Origin of the sequence: Gluconobacter morbifer G707, assembly GCF_000234355.1 — a bacterium.
GTDB classification, from domain to species: domain Bacteria; phylum Pseudomonadota; class Alphaproteobacteria; order Acetobacterales; family Acetobacteraceae; genus Gluconobacter; species Gluconobacter morbifer.
This window is the reverse complement of sequence record NZ_AGQV01000001.1, coordinates 991,465-1,014,212: the sequence shown is the minus strand read 5'-3', so window position 1 is coordinate 1,014,212 and position 22,748 is coordinate 991,465. Positions and strand designations below refer to the sequence as shown.

The 22,748-nt window shown below is 57.7% G+C and carries 20 protein-coding genes; 13 read left to right on the top strand and 7 right to left on the bottom strand.

The annotated features are described in order from the left end of the window. Positions 1 to 12: 12 nt before the first annotated feature. Together GMO_RS04575 and GMO_RS04570 are read right to left on the bottom strand one after the other, a co-directional pair. A complete protein-coding gene (locus tag GMO_RS04575) occupies positions 13 to 879 on the bottom strand; it encodes a DNA/RNA non-specific endonuclease (RefSeq protein ID WP_008851126.1) in 867 nt (288 codons plus the stop codon). Continuing rightward, positions 876 to 1,073 carry a hypothetical protein gene (locus GMO_RS04570; RefSeq protein WP_008851125.1) on the bottom strand — a complete coding sequence of 66 codons (198 nt, stop codon included), beginning with the start codon at positions 1,071 to 1,073 and terminating at the stop codon, positions 876 to 878. Before GMO_RS04570 ends, GMO_RS04575 begins: the two co-directional genes overlap by 4 nt. 115 nt (positions 1,074 to 1,188) lie before the next feature. Between GMO_RS04570 and GMO_RS04565 the strand changes: the two genes are divergently transcribed. Next, a complete protein-coding gene (locus GMO_RS04565) occupies positions 1,189 to 1,704 on the top strand; it encodes a hypothetical protein (protein WP_040507954.1) in 516 nt (171 codons plus the stop codon). On the opposite strand, the gene GMO_RS04560 is transcribed toward GMO_RS04565, so the two are convergent. Both GMO_RS04560 and GMO_RS04555 read right to left on the bottom strand, forming a co-directional pair. Then, positions 1,689 to 2,330, bottom strand: coding sequence for a CatB-related O-acetyltransferase (locus GMO_RS04560; protein ID WP_008851123.1), 642 nt, complete (start codon positions 2,328 to 2,330; stop codon positions 1,689 to 1,691). The genes GMO_RS04565 and GMO_RS04560 overlap by 16 nt on opposite strands. Before the next feature lie 106 nt (positions 2,331 to 2,436). Then, complete coding sequence (locus GMO_RS04555; protein WP_040507947.1) at positions 2,437 to 3,027, bottom strand: NAD(P)H-dependent oxidoreductase; 591 nt, start codon at positions 3,025 to 3,027, stop codon at positions 2,437 to 2,439. Positions 3,028 to 3,338: 311 nt separating this feature from the next. Here GMO_RS04555 and GMO_RS04545 point away from each other — a divergent pair, with 311 nt between their 5' ends. Further along, positions 3,339 to 5,888, top strand: a complete 2,550-nt coding sequence (locus GMO_RS04545) for a mechanosensitive ion channel family protein (RefSeq protein ID WP_008851120.1) — start codon at positions 3,339 to 3,341, stop codon at positions 5,886 to 5,888. A gap of 244 nt (positions 5,889 to 6,132) precedes the next feature. Further along, positions 6,133 to 8,034 (top strand): acetate--CoA ligase, encoded by a 1,902-nt coding sequence (gene acs, locus GMO_RS04540; RefSeq protein ID WP_008851119.1) that lies wholly within the window; start codon positions 6,133 to 6,135, stop codon positions 8,032 to 8,034. Positions 8,035 to 8,347: 313 nt separating this feature from the next. On the opposite strand, the gene GMO_RS04535 is transcribed toward acs, so the two are convergent. After that, positions 8,348 to 8,989, bottom strand: a complete 642-nt coding sequence (locus tag GMO_RS04535; protein ID WP_008851118.1) for an Abi-alpha family protein — start codon at positions 8,987 to 8,989, stop codon at positions 8,348 to 8,350. A gap of 461 nt (positions 8,990 to 9,450) precedes the next feature. Between GMO_RS04535 and GMO_RS04530 the strand changes: the two genes are divergently transcribed. From GMO_RS04530 to GMO_RS04510, 5 genes are all read left to right on the top strand, one after another. Beyond that, a complete protein-coding gene (locus GMO_RS04530; protein WP_008851116.1) occupies positions 9,451 to 11,097 on the top strand; it encodes a S10 family peptidase in 1,647 nt (548 codons plus the stop codon). A 156-nt stretch (positions 11,098 to 11,253) separates the two neighbouring features. Next, complete coding sequence (locus tag GMO_RS04525; protein ID WP_008851115.1) at positions 11,254 to 12,402, top strand: MlaE family ABC transporter permease; 1,149 nt, start codon at positions 11,254 to 11,256, stop codon at positions 12,400 to 12,402. A 2-nt stretch (positions 12,403 to 12,404) separates the two neighbouring features. After that, entirely contained in the window at positions 12,405 to 13,172 is a 768-nt protein-coding gene (locus tag GMO_RS04520) for an ABC transporter ATP-binding protein (RefSeq protein ID WP_008851114.1), read from the top strand. Beyond that, complete coding sequence (locus tag GMO_RS04515) at positions 13,172 to 14,134, top strand: MlaD family protein (protein WP_008851113.1); 963 nt, start codon at positions 13,172 to 13,174, stop codon at positions 14,132 to 14,134. The genes GMO_RS04520 and GMO_RS04515 overlap by 1 nt, the downstream gene beginning before the upstream one ends. Then, positions 14,131 to 14,709, top strand: a complete 579-nt coding sequence (locus GMO_RS04510) for a PqiC family protein (RefSeq protein ID WP_008851112.1) — start codon at positions 14,131 to 14,133, stop codon at positions 14,707 to 14,709. Before GMO_RS04515 ends, GMO_RS04510 begins: the two co-directional genes overlap by 4 nt. Positions 14,710 to 14,772: 63 nt before the next feature. Here GMO_RS04510 and GMO_RS04505 read toward each other — a convergent pair whose 3' ends face one another. Further along, a complete protein-coding gene (locus tag GMO_RS04505) occupies positions 14,773 to 16,230 on the bottom strand; it encodes an NAD-dependent succinate-semialdehyde dehydrogenase (RefSeq protein ID WP_008851110.1) in 1,458 nt (485 codons plus the stop codon). Positions 16,231 to 16,594: 364 nt separating this feature from the next. On the opposite strand from GMO_RS04505, the gene pstS reads away from it, so the two are divergent. From pstS to GMO_RS04485, 4 genes are all read left to right on the top strand, one after another. Next, complete coding sequence (pstS, locus tag GMO_RS04500; protein ID WP_040507475.1) at positions 16,595 to 17,602, top strand: phosphate ABC transporter substrate-binding protein PstS; 1,008 nt, start codon at positions 16,595 to 16,597, stop codon at positions 17,600 to 17,602. Positions 17,603 to 17,691: 89 nt separating this feature from the next. Further along, a protein-coding gene (locus GMO_RS13785) for an IS5 family transposase (RefSeq protein WP_217491390.1) occupies positions 17,692 to 18,470 on the top strand; the annotation gives its coding sequence in 2 pieces (ribosomal slippage) (positions 17,692 to 18,031 and positions 18,031 to 18,470; 780 coding nt in all). 194 nt (positions 18,471 to 18,664) lie between these two features. Then, positions 18,665 to 19,651 carry a UDP-glucose 4-epimerase GalE gene (galE, locus tag GMO_RS04490; RefSeq protein ID WP_008851107.1) on the top strand — a complete coding sequence of 329 codons (987 nt, stop codon included), beginning with the start codon at positions 18,665 to 18,667 and terminating at the stop codon, positions 19,649 to 19,651. Positions 19,652 to 19,780: 129 nt separating this feature from the next. Continuing rightward, entirely contained in the window at positions 19,781 to 21,064 is a 1,284-nt protein-coding gene (locus GMO_RS04485; protein WP_040507473.1) for an alpha/beta hydrolase, read from the top strand. A 72-nt stretch (positions 21,065 to 21,136) separates the two neighbouring features. On the opposite strand, the gene GMO_RS04480 is transcribed toward GMO_RS04485, so the two are convergent. Beyond that, the gene (locus tag GMO_RS04480) at positions 21,137 to 21,295 is read right to left on the bottom strand and encodes an oxysterol-binding protein (protein ID WP_139064359.1); all 159 of its coding nucleotides are present in this window, start codon (positions 21,293 to 21,295) and stop codon (positions 21,137 to 21,139) included. Between the two features lie 353 nt (positions 21,296 to 21,648). Here GMO_RS04480 and GMO_RS04475 point away from each other — a divergent pair, with 353 nt between their 5' ends. Beyond that, positions 21,649 to 22,674, top strand: a complete 1,026-nt coding sequence (locus tag GMO_RS04475; RefSeq protein ID WP_040507944.1) for an MYG1 family protein — start codon at positions 21,649 to 21,651, stop codon at positions 22,672 to 22,674. The last annotated feature ends 74 nt before the right edge of the window (positions 22,675 to 22,748 follow it).

The window sequence follows — 22,748 nt, the reverse complement described above, 5'->3', positions numbered from 1 at the left end:
CTGCTTCTCTTCTCAGTCCACAAGCGCCCTGACCAGAGCCCGGAGCACTTTCTGGGCTCTGGCGGAACTCCATTCCTTCAGCAACCGGCTGTTTCCTGGGCGATGGGACAGTGCATAAGGGCTTTCCCGAATGGGAGGCATGGCCATCACATGATCCTTTTCCGAGGCCGGCAGAGCCGGAAAAGGATCAACGTTCACCAAGCTTGTCAGCAGCGCCACGGTCGTAATCCGGCAGGTCGGCGCAGCCGTGTTCCGGCAGATATAAACCCCCGTCCCTTCAGCGGCGGGATCATAGATCGCTTTCCAAGTCACAGCGGGAACAGGCAGATGGTCCACGCCGATGTAGCGGGTATGATCGGGATCGTACCCCGGACCCGTCACGACAAAAATCTCACCTTCCTGACGTGCCCAGCCCCGGACGGCACTCTCGACCCCTTCCCATGCCCCCCGGTTCAGTTCGGCCGTCTGGGGGACGATATTCGACAGGGCAAAAGACTGTTTCTGCGCGGCAGGACCAGCTTCGTCACCGCTTGGTGTCATATGTCCGCGGTCATATCCGGAGTCACGGTAATCATCCAGCGCGGCACGCATGGAAAGCGGCAGGCGCGTATCGACATGAAAACTGCCTTTACGCTGGGTCCGTTCAGCAACTTCAAGCCGCTCTTCCGTCAGGTCCTCCGCGGACCATGACGGCCCTCGGGTCTTTTCCGACACCAGGACGGCATATCCTGAATTGCAAAGCAGGACCGTCCCGCTCCGCTCCGTCTCTGACAGAACGGCGGGGGGAGACGCCTTGGCAAAGAGACCGTTACAGGATGCAGACAGGGCGGAAGAAGGAAAGACCGCAGCAGCAAGAACACAGAGCCACCAGCTCCTCACGCGCCTTTTGTCCTGCTCATGGGCGGATAGGGCGTCGCCGTGCCCTCGTTCTGATGATCACGACAGTAAAATGTCGTCCCTTCCGGCCGGTAAAACCCGAAAGCGGCCCCCTTGCCACAGATCGCACAGTCATAGGCCCAGCCGGAACCGGTACTCTTCTCGGGAGACGATGTCTTCACGGTGTCGCTGCTCATGCTCCCCGATATAGCGGAACATTTTCACAGTCCCAAATTGCCTCCGCCCTCTGGCGTCCCGGGACATAGGGGGGTAGAAATCCTGACATAGTCTGTAATGGAACATGGCAGGGCGATGAGTATTACATGGGGTGATTTTCAGGCCGTCATCCAGCTTTCAGCCGGACTGAACGTCGCCATTCTCAGCTTTGTGGATATCAGCATCCCCGCCATCAAGGAGCGGCGGAAAGTCTTCACAAAAGCCCGGCAGGAACTGGAGATCTACCGCAAAAATCCCCACAAGATCAGTGAGGACGACAGACACAACCATGCGGAGGAAGTCGGCCGGGTGGACCGGCAACTTTTCGATCTATGGAAAGAAACGTCGGACTTCGAGAACATGGAAGACTCCCTGATCCGGTTTACCGGCGTCTTCGGTTTCATCGGTGCCGTCCTGAGCATCACCCTGCTCTGGTATTCCGGCGTCCACTACAATGACACCATGCCGCTGACAGGAGAAATCCTGACGTCATGCTCCTTCCTGTCCCTGCTCGCCGCCTTTCTCATCAACTTCATCACGGCTTTCAAGGCATCCCATTACACCAAGCGCTGTAATGACCTCCGTGAGCATATGCGTCACCGGCTTTCCTGACTGCCCTTCTCCCGGTGCCGGGCGACAAAGCTGCGAATATCCCGGGAGAGCAGCTCCGGCGCCAGGGCATTGACCTTCTCGTCATCCCAGTCCCACCAGCGGATTTTCAGCAGGTCTTCGATAATATCCGGCGCAAAGCGATAGCGGATCAGTTTGGCCGGATTTCCGGCGTGGATCGCATAAGGCGGCACGTCCTTCGTCACGATGGATCCCGCCCCGATGACCGCACCATCCCCGATTGTCACCCCCGGAAGCACAACGGCCCGAAACCCGATCCAGACATCATTGCCGATCGTGATGCCTTTCATGTCATGATCATCGCCCGCTTCCGATGCCCCATCCCAGATCCCGTTTAGCGTCTGGAAAGGATAGGTCGTCACCGTATCCAGGGCATGGTTTCCCAGAATAAGCATGACCTGATCGGCAATCGAACAGTAAGCGCCGATCCGAAGAGGGGCATAACCCGCTTCCTGTACCTGCGGATGACCGTAGGTATGGCGGCCGATGCTGGCCCATGCCGCGATATCTTCATACGTCAGGTCCAGATGGATGTCTGTCCGGCGCTTCTGAAGCTCATGGCGCGATGTGGACGGGGGTACAGGAAAGAACCTGTCCTCTGTGCTCATTTCCGTTTCTCTCCCGACAGGAACAATTCAACGTACCGTCTCTCCGGGAAGACAGTCAGATTTCCCGCTGCCAGTTCCTTCTGCATAACACAGCAGAGACCTGATTTCAGCCGGCAAAACCAAGCACAGCCTTCAGATGCGCACGATAGCCCTCAAGCGTCTCCTCAACATACGGCGACTTCATGACATTCGTGGCCAGATAGGTCGGCAGACGGCTCATACCCAGAAATTCATGCGCCTTGTAGAATGGGAAGAAAACACCATCCACGCCTTTACCCTCAAAAAACTGGGCCGGATCGTCGAAGGCTTCCTGCGGTGCATTCCAGGTCGTGGACAGCATGAATTTCCTTCCCTGAAGCAGCCCACCTGATCCATATTTCCGCTCAGGATGCGCCCGGCTCCGCCCGTCATTTGCGTACAGGGCGCCGTGCCCGGCCGTCATCACCTCGTCCATGTATTTCTTGACGATCCACGGCGTGCCCATCCACCAGCCCGGGAACTGGTAAATCACGAGATCGGCCTGAATGATTTTCCGGACTTCCTCTTCGACATCATACCCCTTGTCGATGATCGTCTGCTGGATGGCGTAACCCTTCTTCTCCAGCAACTCGACAGCAGCCTCATGCAGCGTTGCGTTCAGCCGTCCATGCGAATGCGCGAATGGTTTGGCCCCATTGAGGAGAAGAATGTTCTTCACCATGCTTTATTCTCCCATACGGTTTTTCCGGACAGACAAGTTACCGTCAATCTTACAGCCTGATGGTCTCACGGCAACCGGCCTTTCAGACCGGACAAAACGGCCTGCGCGCCCATGCCGCCCCCGGTTCTGCATAAAACGGAAAGACAGGTTTCTGTATGTCTGGCAGCCACAAACATCACTTCCATGCCAGCAGACTGAAACACTTCCCAGACATCATACGTAAAACGCTTCTGGCGCCAGATCAGGGTCACCGAGGTGTTCGCACTCTCTGTCCCTGACAGTCCCCGGCTTCAAGGGAGGAGCACTGAATGCAGACAGAACCGCACATCGCCTCTGACAACCGTTTCCACAGTCTGCGAGGCGGATTTCTCCTTCTGCTCTTCCTGATGCTCGGCCTGCTTTCCCTTTCCATTCAGCCTGCCCGGGCCGCCTCTGACGCAACCTCAACGTCCCAGCCCGACACTTCTGCTCTTTCCCCCGAACAGACCCGGCAGCTGATCGGCGTGCTTAAAAACGATAAAGAGCGCCAGAAATTCCTGACCACGCTTCAGAATATGGCCCAGGCGCAGCAAAATCACGTCACGCCTGCCCCTTCCACCAGCACGAAAGCCGTTACGACCGCCACAACACCCAAAACGCCTCCCACCCCCATACAGCAGCTTCGCCCCAACAGTCTGGGAGCAGAACTGCTCGGATATGTCTCCGTCTTTGCAAATGCGTCCAGCGCCCGGTTTCAGGCACTGTTCAGAACCGTTCTGGACTTCCGCGCCGTTCCCGCATGGGTCCGTTACATCTCTCATGATCTTCAGGCGCGGGAAGAGGTTCTCAAGACCCTGCTCCGGGCCACGGTTTTCGCGGGCGTTGCTGCCGGTCTGGTTGTGCTGGCCCGGCTCCTGATCCGCCTGCCCCAGAAACGTCTGGAGGAAAAAGCACGTCAGAGCGGCCTTCTGGAACTTGAGCGCGCAAAAGCCGAAAAAGCCGAGGCTGACCGCGCCGCCTCACGCGATGCACAGGCGCAGGAAATGGTCCGGGAGAAAGCAGACGCACAGGCCGCCGCGACGCCATCCCCGCAGACGGCCGCCAGCTCCCTGCCCTCACCCGATGATGTGGAAGCCGAACGGGAAGTCCGCCTGCATCATCAGGGGGCGTTGGCGCGGCTGATGCTGGCCATTCATCGCGCGCCATTTGCCATCGGAACCCTCCTGCTTGATCTTTTCACCGTCGCGATGCTTCCCCTCGCCGCAACTCTGGTCATTGTCTGCGATCCATCGGGAGACGCCACCACGGCACTGGCCGTCAGGGACATGGCAGCCTGCGGCACGATCGGCGGTCTGGCCATCTTCCTTGCCCGTGACCTGTTTGCACCGACCCGCCCCTGGATGCGCCTGCTGACCGTCAACAACTGGGCGGCGGAATACCTGACACAGTGGATCGTGCTTCTGGCCTCCATCGGGACCATCGGAGCCGCAGTCATCGGCCTGCTTGATGACTGCTCCCTGCCCTCTACTCTTGTCGTCGCGCTGTCCAAGATTCTCGCACTTCTTCTGCACGGACTGGTGGCCATCATGATCCTGCGCAGCCGCGGACACGTCATGGCCCTGTGCGAACATGCGACGCAGATGGGATACGCCTCCCACATACTGCTACTTTTCGGAAGAGTCTGGTGGGTGGCGGCGCTCTTCTTCGATCTTGGTCTCTGGCTTGTCTGGGCCGCGGAAATCGAGAACGGCTATTCCGCCATCTGGGACATTTTCCTGCGGAGCGTCCTGGTCCTCGGCCTGATGCGCCTCCTCAGCATCGCAAGCTACGGATTTCTGGAACGGACATTTCGAAACGCTCCGAAATGGACCTCCCTGTCAGACGATACCTGCGCCCGTCTGGGCTCCTATTACCCGATTGCCCGCCGTTTCCTCGGGGCCATCCTCTTCATTCTCACGGTCGTATTCCTCGCGATTGCTTGGGGCGTCCGTACACGCGACCTTTTCCAGCAGGGCGGCATCGGAAACCGGCTCCTGTCCTCGACAATGACCACGCTCATAGCGCTTGCCGTGGCGACACTGGTCTGGGAATGGGCCAACATCGCCATCGAGCGGCACATCCGTAAAATCAGCGGCCTTTCCGACGGTGATACGCGTGTCGCCCGGATCCGCACGCTCCAGCCGATGCTCCGGATCCTGCTGCTCGTGATTCTGGGCGTCATTCTGGGACTGACGATTCTGAGCCAGATCGGCATCAACACTGCCCCTCTGCTGGCAGGCGCGTCCATCTTTGGCGTGGCACTCGGGTTCGGCTCCCAGAAACTGGTGCAGGATTTCATCAACGGTATTTTCCTGCTGCTGGAAAATGCCCTGACGGTCGGAGATGCCGTGACCCTCAACGGGATCGGCGGAACGATCGAACGCCTTTCGCTCCGCACGGTCCATGTGCGGGGAAGCGATGGTTCGATGAACATTTTCCCCTTCAGTTCACTGGGGCAGATCACCAACTTCAACCGCGACTTCGCCCGCGCCCTGATCGTCGCCCGGGTCGGTTACGACGCGGATACGGACGCTGTCGTACAGGCGCTCAGGGACATCACGAAAAGCATGAGGGAAGATCCAGCCTTCAAGGATCTCATAACCGATGACTTCCAGCTCTGGGGCGTGGACGCCCTTGGTGATTTCTTCGTCACCATCAGCGGAACCCTTCCCACGACAACCGCGGGCCGCTGGCCCGTACAGCGCGAATTCAACCGCCGCATGAAGAAATGTTTCGAGGAACGGAATATCACCATTCCCTACCCGATCCGGCGGCTTGAAATCGATGGCCTGCACCAGATGATGCCAAACCCGCCACCCCAACCCCAGACAGGCGCCTGAACCGAAAGCACGACAGGAAGCCTAAATCCGGTTCCCGAGAAAAGACATTTCAGCGAAAACCAGAAAGTGGCAGTATATTCCTACTGCAACAATTTTTCTTTTAACCCGAAAAAGAAGAAATTTTATGCCCTAAATTCCCGCTTTGACAAAACTTAAAGACCAGAAAGAATTCCTGCTGCCTCTCGCATCAGAGCCTGATATAGGTACCCTACCATAATCTGACTGTTCCGAGTTTTTCTGATCGATGCCCTCATCCCTCTCTTCTTTCCGTCTCACCCCTGAAGACTATCGCCGGCTGACGGAAGAAGCCCGGCACGATCCGGAAGCCTACTGGCTTCGCGAGGCCAGCCGCCTGACCTGGGAGACGCAACCTGCCCATGCCCGTGATGAGGGTCAGGGATGGTTCAGGGACGGAACCCTGAATGTCTCGGTCAATTGCCTCGACCGCCATCTTCCGGAACGGGGCGAGCAGACAGCCCTGATCTGGCAGGCAGAAGACAACGATCACGTCCTGCGCCTGACCTATCGTGACCTGCACGCCCGCGTCTGCCAAATGGCCAATGTGCTCCGGGCTGAAGGCGTCCGGAAGGGAGACCGGGTCGCCATCCATCTCCCGACCGTGCCGGAAAGCATGATCGCCATGCTGGCCTGTGCCCGGCTGGGTGCGATGCATGTCGTCCTGTTTGGTGGATTTTCTCCCGAAGCCATCGCTGACCGACTGGCTGACAGCGGTGCCGTTCTGGCTATTACAGCCAATGTCGGACGCCGTGGTCCCAAGCGCATCCCGTTCAAGACCACCATGGACGCAGCCCTGAGCCTGCGCCCGGAAACACTCGCCGTCCGGCGGGTCCTGGTCGTCAGCGTGACGGATGACGCCGTCCCCATACAGGACGGACGGGACGCAATGCTTTCTCCCCTGCTGGAAAAGAGCGCGACGGACTGTCCGGCCGAGACCATGTCCTCAACGGACGCGCTGTTTCTGCTTTATACATCCGGCAGCACGGGAAAACCCAAAGGTATCGTACACGGATCGGGCGGCTATCTTCTCTGGGCCGCCTATACGCATCAACTCGTCTTCGATCATCAGCCGAGTGATATTTTCTGGTGCACAGCCGATATCGGATGGATCACCGGCCACAGCTATGTCGTTTACGGCCCCCTGGCCAATGGCGGCACAGTCCTGATGTTCGAGGGCATGCCGTCCTATCCGGAGCCAGGCCGCTGGTGGCAGGTCATCCAGGATCACGGGGTCACAACATTCTACACCTCTCCCACGGCCATCCGTGCCGTCATGCGGGAAGGCAATGACGTCCCCCGGAAATACAATCTCTCATATCTGCCATATCTGCGCGTTCTGGGGACGGTGGGCGAGCCCATCAGCCACGAAGCCTGGAACTGGTTCAACGATGAAATCGGCGGCGGGCGCTGCGCATTCGTGGATACATGGTGGCAGACGGAAAGCGGAGGCATCATGATCTCTCCCGTACCCGGTGCCGTCGCGGAAAAACCCTCCTCCGCCACCCTCCCTCTCCCGGGTGTCCAGCCCGTCCTTCTCAATGACCGGGGCGAAATTCTGGAAGGCGCGACAGAAGGCGTTCTCTGCATCGAAGGCTCTTGGCCGGGGCGTGCTCTTACAATCTGGAATGATGACGCCCTCTTCCAGACTACGTATTTCCGCCCTTATCCCGGGCATTATTTCACAGGAGATGGCGCCTGCCGGGATAATGACGACTATTACTGGATCACGGGTCGCGTTGATGATGTCATCAACGTCTCCGGCCACCGGATCGGATCAGCAGAAATCGAAAATGCCCTCGGGGCCGAAAAGATGATCGCGGAAAGCGCTGCCATCGGTATCCCGCATGATCTCAAGGGGCAGGGCATCGTCGTGTATGTCGTGCCCAGAACCGGAGACACAACGGAAATCGAGACTCTGGCCATTCGCGCCATCACGTCCCGTGTCGGTCGCTATGCCGTGCCCGAGCGTGTGCATGTCGTTCCTGACCTGCCAAAAACCCGTTCCGGAAAAAGCGTCCGTCGTCTGATGCGAAAGATCGCCTGCGGAGAAACCGAAGGCTTCGGCGACCTCTCAACACTGGCCGATCCAGAAATTGTCGCCACGCTCGTCCGGATTGTCCAGGGCTAAAGCACTTCATGTTTTTCAAACCGCTTCGTCTGCCTGCATAAAGGTCAGACGGAGTAGTCCAATGACGCTTCAGCTTTTACGAAATCAGGCAAACAGCTCCCAACCCATCTTCCAGAGCAGTTCAGTATAACTGCTTTATAAGTACCCGAACGGGTAAAACTCCGTTCAAAACAGCAGCGCTGTAAGACGTATTTCGCCTATTCAAATGATACTATATTCATGGATGAACGATCCATGGCAGCCGGAAAACGCGCCAGATCGTTTTCCTTCATGCACTACCCGACATAACCTGCTCTAAAAGCCGGCTATTCCCTCAGAAATCCGGATCTACCGAGCGAAGGATAACCCGTCCCATCGCCTGCACAGTCCAGCGGCATTCCCTTTTCCCGGAAGAACGGGCAATTTCATGAGCCTGAAGGACGCCCTGATCTGTCAGAACGTCGAGAGAGAGCTGGATATCATCAACCGAGCCGTGGGGCAGTTCACGCAGAACATGATCTGCAATGATTTCAAACTGCGGGAACAGTGAATCCCCGGTCTGACTTTTCTGCACGGTTCTCAGAACAAGAGCATCAACGGGCACAAACCCACGTATGATCCTGATAACTTCCGGCCTGACAGAGGAAATCCTGCCCGTCACCAGATTGGCAATCAGGGACGCCCATATTTCCTGAAGTTCGCTTCTGTCTTCTTCCGCAGCAGCATTCAGCACAGGCTCCGCTTCCTTGCGGGAAGGCTCGTGAAGAGGATGTGTGCCGACTTTTTCTTCGACTTTCTCGCGAATATCGTCCAGATTTTTCTGGCGCGTCTGCCACTTGACCTTGAGTGGTTCTACGACGTTAGTCTGGAGCAGGTTGGATGCCGCGCTTCCTGCCATCTTTGCAAGCGGTGAGACGACCTTGGAGAGTTCATGAACATCTCCGGCCACGGCACCTGCAAAGAGTTGATGGAGCATCCTATCCCCCAGAGCTGCTTCAATAGAGCTCTTCTCCCAACAATCATTTATTAAAACAACAAAAGATGACAAAAATCAATACCGAATAAAGACTCGGCCATCGAGAGGTTCAGGCAGCGAAATCCGGACCGCATTCCCCTGAAAACCCGGGTATACCAAGGATATTCGCCCCTACACGCTCCCCTTCTGGCAGCAGCAGTATTTGCCGGTTACCATTTCACATTCCGGTGAACGGTCCGTCTTCTGTTTCCGCTCCATTAGGAAACTTCCTGAGTTCATAATTCAGCCCCCGACAAGACAGAGCATCATTCCGTCGTCCCCTGAGCAGCAAAATTTCTGGCACTGTCAGCATTTTATAAAATATCGTTTCGCAGAAGATTTTAAAATTCCCTGACGGGGCAGGTGTTGCCACCCGTTCCAATTTCCTGAAAAACTGTTCTCCTTGTGCAAGGAGTTGCCCGATGACGCTGACCCGATTTTTCCGCCCTACCCGTCTTGCTGCCTGTTTCCTCACCGCCACCAGTCTTTCACTAGCAGGGATGGCACAGGCGGAACCCGCACCGCCAATGGTGCATTCTCCGGAAACGGCAACACAGGTCCTGACAACACCTCAGAAGGCAGTCTCGGACGGAACCGTGACAATCCGCGGACAGCACATTGCCTATCAGGCCGTGGCAGGTACCCTGATCGTTCACGCCACCGGCTGGGATGACGCCGCTACGGAAACGGGCGATGCGAAAGACGGAAAGAAAAACCTGGACGCCGCAGCATCAATTTTCTACGTCGCCTATTTCAAGAAAGGGGAACATCCCGCAAACCGCCCCATCACCTTTGTCTATAATGGCGGTCCGGGTTCTTCGAGTGTCTGGATGCATATGGGCGCCTTCGGCCCACACCGGATCGTGACAGCCGACGACACACACACGCCAGCCGCGCCCTATCGTCTGATCGATAACAATGACAGCCCGCTTGATGCTACCGATCTGGTCTTCATCGATGCCCCCGGCACGGGTTTTGGCCGCCTGACCGGCAAGGACAAGGAAAAAGCCTTTTACGGCACGGATCCTGACGCCAGCGCCTTCACGAATTTCATCACCCAGTTCCTTGCCCGCTTCGGACGCTACAACTCTCCGAAATACCTGTTCGGCGAGAGCTACGGCACGACCCGCTCTGCCATTATCGCAGACCAGCTGGCCTCGGAAAAAGGCATCGACCTGAATGGCGTCATGCTGCTCTCACAGATCCTGGACTACGATAATTCCATCGACAGTGCGCAGTCCAATCCCAGCATGGATCAGCCCTATGTGCTCGCACTCCCTAGTTTTGCCGCAACAGCTTGGTATCATCACAAGCTTCCGGAACAGCACCCGGACCTGAAGGCATTCCTGGCGGAAGTCGAACATTTTGCACTGACGGATTATACCTCCGCCCTTCAGGACGGAACGGCAATCACAACCGAAAAATTCGAGCAGACCGCCCAGAAACTTCACCAATATACGGGCCTCCCGGTCGATTACCTGAAAAAGGCCAATCTGCGCGTCAATGGCGGTGAATTCGCCAAGACTCTGCTGGGCGACGAAGACATGGACACAGGCCGGCTGGACAGCCGCTTCTCCGGCCCATCCCTCGACCCGCTTTCCCAGCGCCCCGGATACGACCCGCAATCTGCGGCCATGTCGTCCGCCTATGTCGCGGCTTTCAACGATTACTCCCGCAACGTCCTCCATTACGGAAACAGTCCCGCCTTCGACAACGGATACGAGGAATACAAGGTCAGCGCTCATTCGATCGGAAAATGGGCGTTCGTACACAGACAGCCAGGCTCTTCACGGCTCGGACGTGGAGCCCCGAATGTCCTGCCAGATCTGGCAGAAGCCATGAAACTCAATCCTAACCTGAAAGTCATGCTCAATCAGGGCTACTATGATCTGGGAACGCCTTTCTTTGAAGGCATCTATGAAATGCGCCACCTCCCCATTCCGCGTAGCCTGGCCAGCAATATCGAGATCCATCAGTACGAGTCCGGCCATATGGTCTATGCCCACACGCCGGCACTGGCGGAACTGCATGATAATGTCGTCAATTTCATCAGCCGGACCCATAGCTGAACCGGCAGCCCTCCATTTCTCCCGACCCTCCCTAAAAACCGTCTGTAACCAGATGAAAAGGGCCGGGGGTTGTGGAAAGAACGCGGAACTTCTAGGAAAACAGAAGGGGCAATTCCCCTGCCTTGATCCTCGTTCCGCGTCCTGATTGCGATCCTGATGAAATCTTCCCTGTCCGAGCCTGACCAACAGTCTCCCCGGTGGGAGATAGAGGCCCAGGATGGACATCAGGTTCTGCATCTGGACGGCATATGGCTTGCGCGAACAGGCAACATCCCGCGCTTTCCTGCGGATGGCCTGAAAAATCTTCCCGCCAGAAGCACCCTCAGCTTTGACGCCTCCGGACTGAAGGACTGGGATACCGGGCTGATCGGATTCCTCTGGGATCTCCGGACCGTCGGGCATCAGGCAGCGGTGACGCTGGATGAAGACAGCTTGCCCAATCCCGTGCATCAGCTTCTCCAGCTTCTGCCCGCAACGGAGGAAACGCCTCCCAACCCGCATGCAAAACGTCCCTCCCTGCTCGAACAGGTGGGCCAGAGCAGTATCAACGGCGTAACCGAAGTCGGTGTCGTCGCGGAACTGGCGGCAGGAACGGCAAAAGGCGGCTTTCTGGCGCTGATAGGCCGCAGCCGGATGCGCTGGACGGACCTTATGGCCAATACCAGCGATGCCGGTCCCTATGCGCTGCTGATCGTCGGCATCGTGAATTTCCTGATCGGCGCTATTCTGGCCTTTGTCGGGGCTGTCGAACTCCAGAAATTCGCAGCCGGGATCTACGTCGCCAGCCTCGTGGGTATTGCCATGGTGCGTGAAATGGCTGCCGTCATGACCGCCATCATCATGGCTGGCCGGACAGGAGGCGCCTATGCCGCCCGGATCTCCACCATGCAGGGCAATGAGGAAATTGATGCCCTGAACGTCTTCGGGATCTCCCCGTCAACATACCTCATTCTTCCGGCCGTCCTGTCTCTCATCCTGACAATGCCGTTCCTGTATCTGTATGGCTGTCTGATCGGGATGATCGGCGGGTTCGTCGTCGCCGTTTCCATGCTGGACATTACCCCGGCAGGATATTTCCATCAGACCGTGACGTCTTTCGGTATCGGACAGTTCGTTTTCGGTTTCGTCAAAAGCATCGTTTTCGGCGCCTTCATCGGCCTGACGAGCTGCCGGATCGGCCTCAAGGCCGGTCGTTCCGCAGCAGATGTCGGCATTGCCGCGACACGCGCCGTGGTTGTGGGGATTGTCGGCGTCATTGCCATCGACGCCATCTTCGCAGTCATTGCTGACGCACTGGACATCTGATCATGAGCGAGCAGCCTGTTCTCTCCCTGCGTGACATAACGCTCTCTTTCGGACCGAAAGTCATCCAGAAGAACATTTCGCTGGATGTTCGCAAAGGCAGCATTTTCGCGGTCATGGGCGGGTCCGGCTGCGGCAAGAGCACCCTTCTCAAAAGCATGATCGGTCTTCTGCGACCCTCCGCCGGCGATTACAAGGTGGAAGGCACCGACTACTGGAGCGGATCGAGCGCCCTACGCACCGAGATCAACCATCGTTTCGGCGTCCTGTTCCAGAGCGGGGCGCTGTGGAGCTCCATGACCATTGGCGAGAACGTCGCCCTGCCCCTGCAGATGTTCACGGACCTCAAACCCGGTGTCATACGCAGGCTGGTGGAGCTGAAACTGGGTTTCGTGGGCATGTTGCAGGCCATCGACCTGTACCCGTCGGAAATCAGTGGCGGCATGTGCAAACGGGCCGGTCTCGCGCGGGCGCTGGCCCTTGATCCCAGCATCCTGTTCTTTGATGAACCTTCCGCTGGCCTCGATCCCATCACGTCAGCCCGGCTGGATGACCTGATCCTGAACCTGCGTGACGGACTGGGCGCCACGGTTGTCATTGTCAGCCACGAACTCTCCAGTCTCTTCCATATTGCCGATGACGGCATCTTTCTTGATGCCATAACCAAAACCCCGATAGCCCATGGCTCCCCGTGCGACCTGCGTGATCATTGCGAGAACCCACTGGTTCATGCCTTCATGCACCGTGAGCGCGACGTAAAAGGAAATAACTGATGAACAGGCAGACCCTTGTCGGCGCGTTCGTTCTGGGAGGGATTGGCCTGCTGGTCGGCGCCTTCGTCCTGTTCGGAAATTTCCATCCCTTTACGCATACGGAAAAAGCGGTCCTGATCTTCCACGGGGCATCTTCCGGGCTGTCCGTCGGCTCTCCCGTCACCTTCCGGGGCGTTCAGGTCGGCGCAGTGGACCGGGTGGTAATCGAATACAATCCCGCCACGCGCGACGCCTATATCCCTGTGTACGTCACCGTCCGCCCTGACAACATTACCCTGACCAACAGCGCCCACGGGCATCTCCCCAGCCTGAAAGAACTGGTGAAACAGGGCCTTCAGGGCGAGATGAACCTCAAGAGCTTTGTCACCGGCACGTCGGAAATCGATCTGGATTTCGTGCCGGACATCAAACCCGTCTTCCATCCCGGGATCACGCATTTCACTGAAATTCCCACGCGTCAGTCCACGCTGGAAGCCATGACCAAAAGCCTTCAGGACCTGCCCCTGAAGCAACTGTCAGACAACGCGACCGCCACCCTGGCAGCCGTGCGCCACCTTTCAGATCAGCTGGATCACGACCTGCCGCCGCTGGTCGCAAGCGTCCGCCAGACCTCCGACCATAGCCGGGACATGGTGGACTCCGCCCGGCAACTGGTCATCCAGCTTCAGCCCGAACTGGCTCATGCCCTGGCCGCCATCGACCATCTGGCCGTAACAGGCAGCAACCAGCTGGACGCGCGCGGACGTGAACTTCATGCCCTGCTCCAGAACAGCAACGAAAGCATCCAGCAGGCCGGACGGGCCCTGAACAATATCCAGACCATGACCTCCCCCCGCTCCGCGGACCGCGCCAATCTTGAAGCCAGTCTGAGAGATCTTGCCGCCGCCGCCTCCGCCATGCGCGGTTTCGCCAATGACGTGGAACGCAACCCACAACTGCTGCTGACAGGACGTCGTCAATGAGAGTTCTTCCCCTCACGGTCTCGGCCTTCATGCTCGTTACTCTCAGTGGCTGCGCATCCCCGCCCCTGCGGTTCTACACGCTTGGCGCACCGGCCATCTCCCATGATGACAGCACACTCCCCGCCAATGCGCCTGTTATCGCGATCGCACGGGTCAATCTGCCGGATTATCTCGATACGCAGGACATGATTGTCCGGGACGGCAGCCAGCTGGAACGCAGCGCTTCAGGACGCTGGGGAAGCCGCCTTTCGCAGGGGATTACGGACCTGATCACCGCCCATCTGGCAAAAAGCTGGCCATCATGCCTCGTGACAACACAGAGCCAGAGCATCACCACACCGGATGTCCGGCTGGTCATCAACATCACACGGTTGGACCTCGACAGCCAGGGTCAGGGCACGCTGGAAGCAGACTGGGCCTTCGTTCCCAGGGACGAGAACCATCCCGTCCTGAAAAACCGGGGCATTTTTTCCGTCCGTGGCGCCGTGTCATCTGACATGGAAAACGCGGATCTGACACGCAATCTGGTCCAGCAACTTGCCAGCCGCCTTGCGCAGACCCAGCCGACGCCCTGAGTCCCGAAAGGCCCGGCGGTTCTCTCCGACGGGTCAGGTCAAAAGACTACGCGCCTCAGTACCTCAAGCATGGTTTTTCACGGCCATATGAAAGCTTTTGACCGTCAGAAATTCTTCGATGCCATGCGTTCCCCCTTCCCGGCCCAGTCCTGAATGCTTCACACCGCCAAAGGGCGCGGACACCAGCGAGACAGACCCCGTATTCAGGCCAACTATGCCAAAATCCAGAGCCGTCCCGACACGCCACGCGCGATCAACATCCTGCGTAAAGAAATAGCCCGCCAGCCCGAAAGGCGTGGCATTGGCCTGCCGGACCGCCTCTTCTTCCTTCCCGAACCTGAACAGCGGCAGAACAGGTCCGAAGGTCTCCTCGCGTGCAATCAGCATCTCGGACGTTACATCCGCCAGAAGCACAGGCTCGACGAAACGCCCCCGAACCGTCAGCGGACGACCGACAATCCGCGCCCCCTTGGACACGGCATCCTCCACCTGCTTCCTGACCTTTTCAACCGCAGCGTCATTGATCAGCGGCCCGATCTGGCTCGCAGGCTCAAACCCATCTCCGGTCTTCAGCGTACCGATATCCCGGGCAATTTTTTCAAGGAAAGCATCATAGATCCCACCCTGAACATAGACACGGTTTGCACAGACGCAGGTCTGCCCGGCATTGCGGAATTTGCTCACCATCGTGCCTGCAACAGCAACATCCAGATCCGCATCATCGAACACGATGACCGGAGCATTACCTCCAAGCTCCAGACTCAGGCGCTTGATCGTCCTGGCCGACTGCTCCATGAGCAGGGCCCCAACAGCCGTCGATCCTGTAAAGGAGAGCTTGCGGACTGTGGGATTTTCCGTCAGTTCCGGCCCGATCTCCCGTGCATGTCCCGTCACGACAGACAGAAGCCCCTTCGGCAGCCCGGCACGTTCAGCCAGCACAGCCAGAGCCAGCGCGGAGAACGGCGTCAGTTCGGATGGCTTGATGACCATGCTGCATCCGGCAGCAAGAGCCGGGGCACATTTGCGGGTAATCATGGCGAGCGGGAAATTCCAGGGCGTCACGGAGGCCGTCACGCCAACGGGCTCCCGGAGAACAAGAACCCTGCGATCCGGTGCCGGGATCAAAGTCTCTCCCTGAAGGCGCTCCGCCTCCGCCGCAAACCATTTCAGGAAAGACGCCGCATAAGTGACTTCCCCCCGCGCTTCCGCCAGCGGCTTGCCCTGCTCCAGCGTCATGATATGCGCCAGATCGTCAGCATGTTCCTGCATCAGCCCGTACCACCCCATCAACAGGGCGGACCGCTCCGCTGCGGAACTCTGCCGCCATTTCACCTGAGCAGCCGCCGCGGCTTCGATGGCGCTTCTGGTCTCTTCTGCCGTACAGGCCGGAATGGTGCCGATCACCTTGCCCGTGGCGGGGTTATCAACACCCATCGTCCGGCCACTGGCAGAGTGTTCCCAGTTTCCGGAAAGAAAAGCCTGTTCACGAAAAAGATCAGGATCATTCAGATGAAACGTCATGTTAGGAACTCCCAGAAACTGCTCCGAGAATACCCTGAATTCTCTCCAGACCAAACCGGAAACCCTGCAAAACCGGACATCCTCAGGAATTTGTGCAGATCATGATGATGTATGTCATGCAGGCATCCGCCTGTCGGAAGTAAAATACGTCTGCAGAAAACAGTTTTTACAAAAGGAAGGAAAAAGGATATTTCCCCGGGACACTAAATGACAAACAATGTCCCGAAGACAGAAGCGGCACCTTCTTTGCCAATCCTCCCGGAGACTGTCTGTCATAAAACTATCATGAATATTCGCCTGTTCGCTCCCGGGCAGTCCCGTTACCTAGAGGATGTTTCCAACCGGTTCCATAAAGGGTCTCTTCATGAGCAAGGTCAGCATTGCGATTTTCGGTCTCCTTGCAGTGTCCAGTCTGTCCATAAACGTCAGCCGGGCCGCTGACATCACAGGCGCCGGTTCCAGCTTCGCGGCGCCCATCTATGGGGCATGGGGTGCAGACTCCAGAAGCCAGACTGGCATCGCCGTCAATTACCAGAGTGTCGGCTCAAGCGGCGGCCAGGATCAGATCATCGCGCGCACCGTCGACTTTGGCGCGTCAGACAAGCCCATGGCCGGAACACGCCTTGCTTCCGAGCACCTGTACCAGTTCCCAACGGTCATGAGCGGTATTGTTGTTGTCGCCAACGTTCCCGGGATCAAGCCTGGAAGCCTGCGTCTGGATGGCCCGACGCTGGCAGCCCTGTATTCAGGCGAAATCACGGAATGGGACGATGCCCGCATCAAGGCCCTCAACCCTGGCATCACGCTCCCTGACACGGATGTGGCCCCCATTCATCGTGCTGACGGATCGGGAACCACCTTTGCCTTCACGTCCTATCTGGCGCAGGTCTCGCCATCGTGGAAACAGAAGCTTGGAAGCGGAACGTCCGTCTCCTGGATCGGAGGAGCAGGTGCCCGCGGCAACGATGGCGTTGCAGCGATGGTGAAGCAAACCGAAGGCGCTGTGGGATATGTGGAATATTCCTATGCTAGGCAGAACCACCTGAACGTGACCCAGCTGAAAAATCATTCCGGAGCGTTTGTCTTCCCCAGCCTGCAGAGCTTCTCCGAAGCAACGCGGGCCGCTGACTGGGTGCATGCAGATCATTATGCCGTCAATCTTCTAGATACGGATGGCGCCGGAGCTTGGCCGATCGTGACGGCGACCTTCGTGCTGGTTCCCACCAATCCGTCCAACGCGGAAAGAGGAAAGGCGGTTCACGATTTCTTCGCATGGGGCTTTGCACACGGCGATGCGGACAATACCCGGCTTGATTATGTCAGCCTGCCCCAGAGCGTCCGAACCGACGTAATGGCACACTGGCCGAAGTAAAACAGGCGTTCACGCCCGAATGCAAAACCCTAGGGCCTGTTAGACCTTGAATGACAGAACGGACTGCATAGCTGTTTATGATGAGCATGATGCAGTCTGTTTTTTCCGATACCGCATGGTCCGTCTGGGAGCCTTTGATCGAGGAGGTCCGCCCGAAGGGCAAGACCCCGCCGAAGAATCTTCGACGGACGATATCCGCGATTTTCTGGCGCCATCAAAACGGCGCGAAGTGGCGCGCCCTGCCATCTGAGTTTGGTCCCTGGTGGATTGCCGCACAGTTGTTCATTCGCTGGTCGAAGCTTGGGGTGTGGGAGCGCCTCTTTGAAAAGGTCAAAGACAGGGATCAGGCCCTCGGCATGGTCTTTCTCGATGGCACGACGATCCGTGCCCATCACAAGGCAGCCGGAGCGGCTAAAAAAGGGGGCACAGAGAACGCCGAAAGGATCGTGAGGCTCTTGGCCGCTCACGTGGAGGATTTGGCACCAAGGTCTGTGTAGCTGCGGACAGTCATGGCAGGGCACTGTCCTTCACGCTGTCACCCGGACAGGCGCACGAACTGCCGTGTGCCTACGCCCTGCTTGACGCTCTGCCACACCCACCAATCTATGTCGTTTGCGATCGTGGGTATGCTTCAAATAAATTCCGTGAAGATCTTTGGAACCGTGGATCTCGTCCTGTCGTCCCGCCAAGGAGGAATGATCCAGAAGTCGCCTGTCCCAGATGGGCTTACAGACACCGGCACCTGGTCGAAAACCTGTGGGCAAGGCTCAAGGAGTGGCGGGCTGTCGCGACCCGATACGAAAAGAAAGCCGCGTCCTTTCTCTCTGTCATCCTCATCGCGGCTACAGCAGACTATATCAAGGCCTAACAGGCCCTAGCCTCTGTCCGTTCTCTCAATCAGGACCGGAGAGAGGCCTTTATTTTATGCGTAATCTCGGCTCAATTTTCCTGAACATACGATATGCCCATTTGCCGGAGACGCCCTGTTTGAAGCAAAATTTTTTCTGAGATAAGAAAGACTGTGCTGTTTTAAAGTCATTGTTTCTGAAAGGTCAGGTCTGAATGCGGTATCTTGTTACCGGAGGAGCGGGTTTTGTCGGAAGCCACGTTGTTCTGGCGCTTCTGGACCAAGGCCATGATGTTGTCGTTCTGGATAACCTCAGCACCGGACACCGTGCCGCCGTGCCGCCCGGCATTCCCTTTCATCATGTTGACCTGATCGATCTTGATGCAACACGCAATGTTGTTTCTCAGGGGCCTTGGGATGGAGTTCTGCATTTTGCGGCACTTTCCCTGGTGGGCGACAGCATGCGCGAACCGTTCCATTATCTGCGTCAGAATTACCTGACTGCCCTTAATCTGGTTCAGGCCAGTGCAGAGAGTGGCGTAAAAAAAATCGTATTTTCATCTACCGCGGCGCTTTTCGGAGGCCCGGAACGCTCAGCACCAATACCGGAAAATGCCCCTGTGCAGCCGGGTTCGCCTTACGGTGAAAGCAAGTTCATGATCGAACGGGTATTGTACTGGGCGGATGCAATCCATGGCCTTCGCAGTGCCTGCCTCCGGTATTTCAATGCCGCAGGCGCGGACCCGCAGGGGCGCGCCGGGGAAGATCACCGCCCGGAAACACATCTGATTCCTCTGACAATTGATGCCGCACTGGAACGTCGCCCTCCGCTCAGGCTTTTCGGCACGGATTATCCCACGCCTGATGGCTCCTGCGTACGGGATTATATCCATGTTACGGATCTGGCGGACGCCCATATCAGGGCACTGGCCCAGATAGACAGCCGAAGCGTCGTCTACAACATCGGCAACGGACACGGGTACTCCAATCTGGAGGTCATCCAGAGCGTGGAACGGGTCAGCGGACGAAAGGTGCCTTGGGAAGCGGCCCCGCGCAGGCAGGGCGACCCGGCCATGCTTGTTGCCGATTCTACGACCTTGCGCAGGGAGACGGGCTGGACACCCCGGTTCGGGGAACTGGATCGTATCGTTGAAACCGCCCTGAAGTGGCGTGAAGCGCATCCTGAGGGATACCAGGACTGAACCTGTCAGGCGGTATTGGTGCCGGGAAGCATAAGACTAAGCAACCGGCCCTGCCCTTTTGCCGGATGGACATAGTACGTTAACATTGCGTCCGAGAAGCCATCCTTACGTCTGGATCCAGGATAGACCATGAGAACTCTGCCCCTGCTTGCTGTCACAGCCAGTCTTTTGATGGCATTTCAGGCTCAGGCAGGGTGTGGTGCGCCCGGCCCGGGGGAACAGCCGGCTCCCAATCTTTCCAATGCAAACCAGCCCTTCTTTATCGACACCACCCATCTGAACGGGGCCACCCATCCCCCAACCCGCGACCCGCATAGCCCCAATTATCCCGTTGCGCAGGATCTGGCTGATGGTGTTCTGCCTCCCGTAGACCGGAACGGCAATTTTGTCCTTGGGCCAACACATGACCTGCCTTTTGAATTTACCGAGGCAGCATCGGTTCCTCATGGCAGGGTCACGAGTTTTACCCTGCGTTCGGATCAGAGCATTCTTTTCAGTCCGGGGATCATCAGGGATGACGGCGCGCGCTGTCCGGATGGCTCTCCTTTTGCCCCGTATGCACTGCAGCATGATCCATCCAGTCTTCAGCTTCATAACAGCCATCCTGGCCCATGGAGCCGACAGATTGATGTTTATGTGCCAGTTCAGTACCGGGCGGGCGCGGCAGCACCGTTCCTTGTCTTTGGTGATGGCGGTTCGGATGGCGTTTACCCGGGGCGCGATCTGTTTGCCATTCTGGATGTCCTGATCAGCCAGCACCGCCTTCCACCCCTCATTGCCATCGGGATCGGAGCGGGGGGTCAGGATGCACAGGGCAGTGAACGGGGGCGTGAATATGACACGGCTTCCGGAACCTATGCAGACTGGGTTGAGCAGGAAGTCCTGCCCCGGGTGGAACGTCAGGCCAGCGTAAAGCTGACACACGATCCGGATGGGCGAGCGACCATGGGCGTCAGTTCCAGTGGAGCCGCGGCTTTCAGCATGGCATGGTTCCGGCCACAGCTTTACCATCGGGTTCTGGCTTATTCGCCGACACTGACCAATCAGCAATGGCCGCATGATCCGCGTCTGCCCGGCGGGGCCTGGCAGTTTCATGATGCCTGGGCGGGAAACCCGAAGGCATCAGGGAACGAGGCAGGAGCCGCGCTTGTTCCCAACGCGCCGCGCAAGCCGATCCGTTTCTGGTTTGAAGCAGGAGATCAGGACCTCTTCTATCCGGGAGGTCTCATGCCTGACGGAATGCATGACTGGGTTCTGGCCAGTGAGGACATGGCCCGCGTTTTTGCCGCCAAAGGGTATGACTACCAGTTCGTGTTTTCCCGGAACGCTGGTCATGTTGACGGGCCGACCATTGAACAGACCCTTCCCGAGGCGCTCGTCTGGACATGGCAGGGTTACAAAAACCAACCCTGAACAAACCATTTTCATTCTGTGAAAGCACGGCCAGCAGAGTAACCAACAGGACGCTGACCGTGCCGACGCAGATCAGTCCTGAAGCTGGGCTTCGAGTTTCTTCACTTCGGCCCGCAGGGCGTGAGCATGTTCAGAGTTTTCTTTCTCCGCGCGAGCCAGTTTACGCTGAACATCTTCCAGACGATGTTTCAGAGCCTGCTGGGACGGGAGGGTGTGGGAATGCTCGGTCATATCCGTTTCCTTGTCAGATGCTGGTTGCCCTGCGTGACAGCCTTCGGGAATCTTGATCTTCACAGTGAAGAAGCAAGACATTCCCGTACTGTCCAGTGTGGATATGGGTCAGACTACCTGCCTTTTCCAGTGCTGGATGCCTGACCCGCGTTTATGTCTGACAGCCAGATAGCCGTTGAAAAGTAAAATACCCGTCCGCGAAAAGTCCAGCATGTGTATCCGGGGACCAGGTCTTTATTCCCGGATATGCCCTGACATCCTGTGCGTGCGTTCGTCGGATTGCGTCTGCACGATGGGTCAGGCATGAGAGGGCGCACACATTGTCCCTTCTTGTCCATCAGCAGGTTTTACAGATGCCAGATTACACCCCGATTGGCTTTGAACAGAATGCTCGTCCGATCGTCAGTCTGACTCATTCCGGGAATTTTCATCTCGACGAAACGATGGGTTACGTCATTCTTCACTACGCTCTTTCGCCAGAGGGAGACCTGCGTGGTCGTGTCCTGAACGGGAAGGCAGACGGCGACAGGCTGGAATTCGTGCGGACACGCGCGCCGGAGCGTATTGCCGCTGCGGACCTTGTGTTCGATGTGGGGGCTGTGCATGAACCTGTCAGGGGACGGTATGACCATCACATGCGAGACAAACCATTACGCGAAGATGGAACCCCGTACAGTGCCGCGGGGCTGCTATGGAAAGATTATGGACAGGCAGCCATCCGCAATCTTCTGACGACACCCGTTGATGACACCACAGTCACCGCCATCTGGCGAGCCATCGACAAATCCCTCATCCTGCCGATTGATCAGGACGACAACGGTGTTGCAAAAATGGGAAAGCTGTCTCTGGCGGATATCGTCTCGGCCTGCAGCCCCCCTTGGGACACGGTTGAACTTTACGGCCGACAAGAAGCCACCCGACGCGAGGCTCAGGGCTTCGCGAATGCCGCGTTTGCCGTTGCCTCGCACCTGACCAATACCGTTGATCGCGTCCGCGCCAGCCTGAAGGCCGCATCCCGGGTATTGCAGGCTTATGAACAGGCGCAGGACAAACGCATTCTGGTCATGGAGACGGGAATGCCGACGGAGAAAGTGATTTTCGAGCACGATCTTCCCGTGGTTTATGTCGTGTCTCCTGCCGGGCCGGAGCAGTGGAACGTGAAAGCGGTTCCTCCAGTGCGTGGGGATTTCGGTCAGCGGGTTTCCCTGCCTGAAGCATGGGGCGGACTTGAGAAAAAGGCGCTGGCCGAGATCTCAGGCGTGCCGGACGCTGTTTTTGCTCATCCGGCACGTTTCATCTGCGGAGCAGGCAGCCGTCAGGGCGCGATAGACATGGCGCGCCTGGCTCTGGAAATCGACGCAGCAGAACAGAAAGCCTGAAACGACCTACCCCAATGACCGACAGGTCGCAGCGTCCATTCACTGGAGGTATGGACATCTGGTCCGAGCCTCCC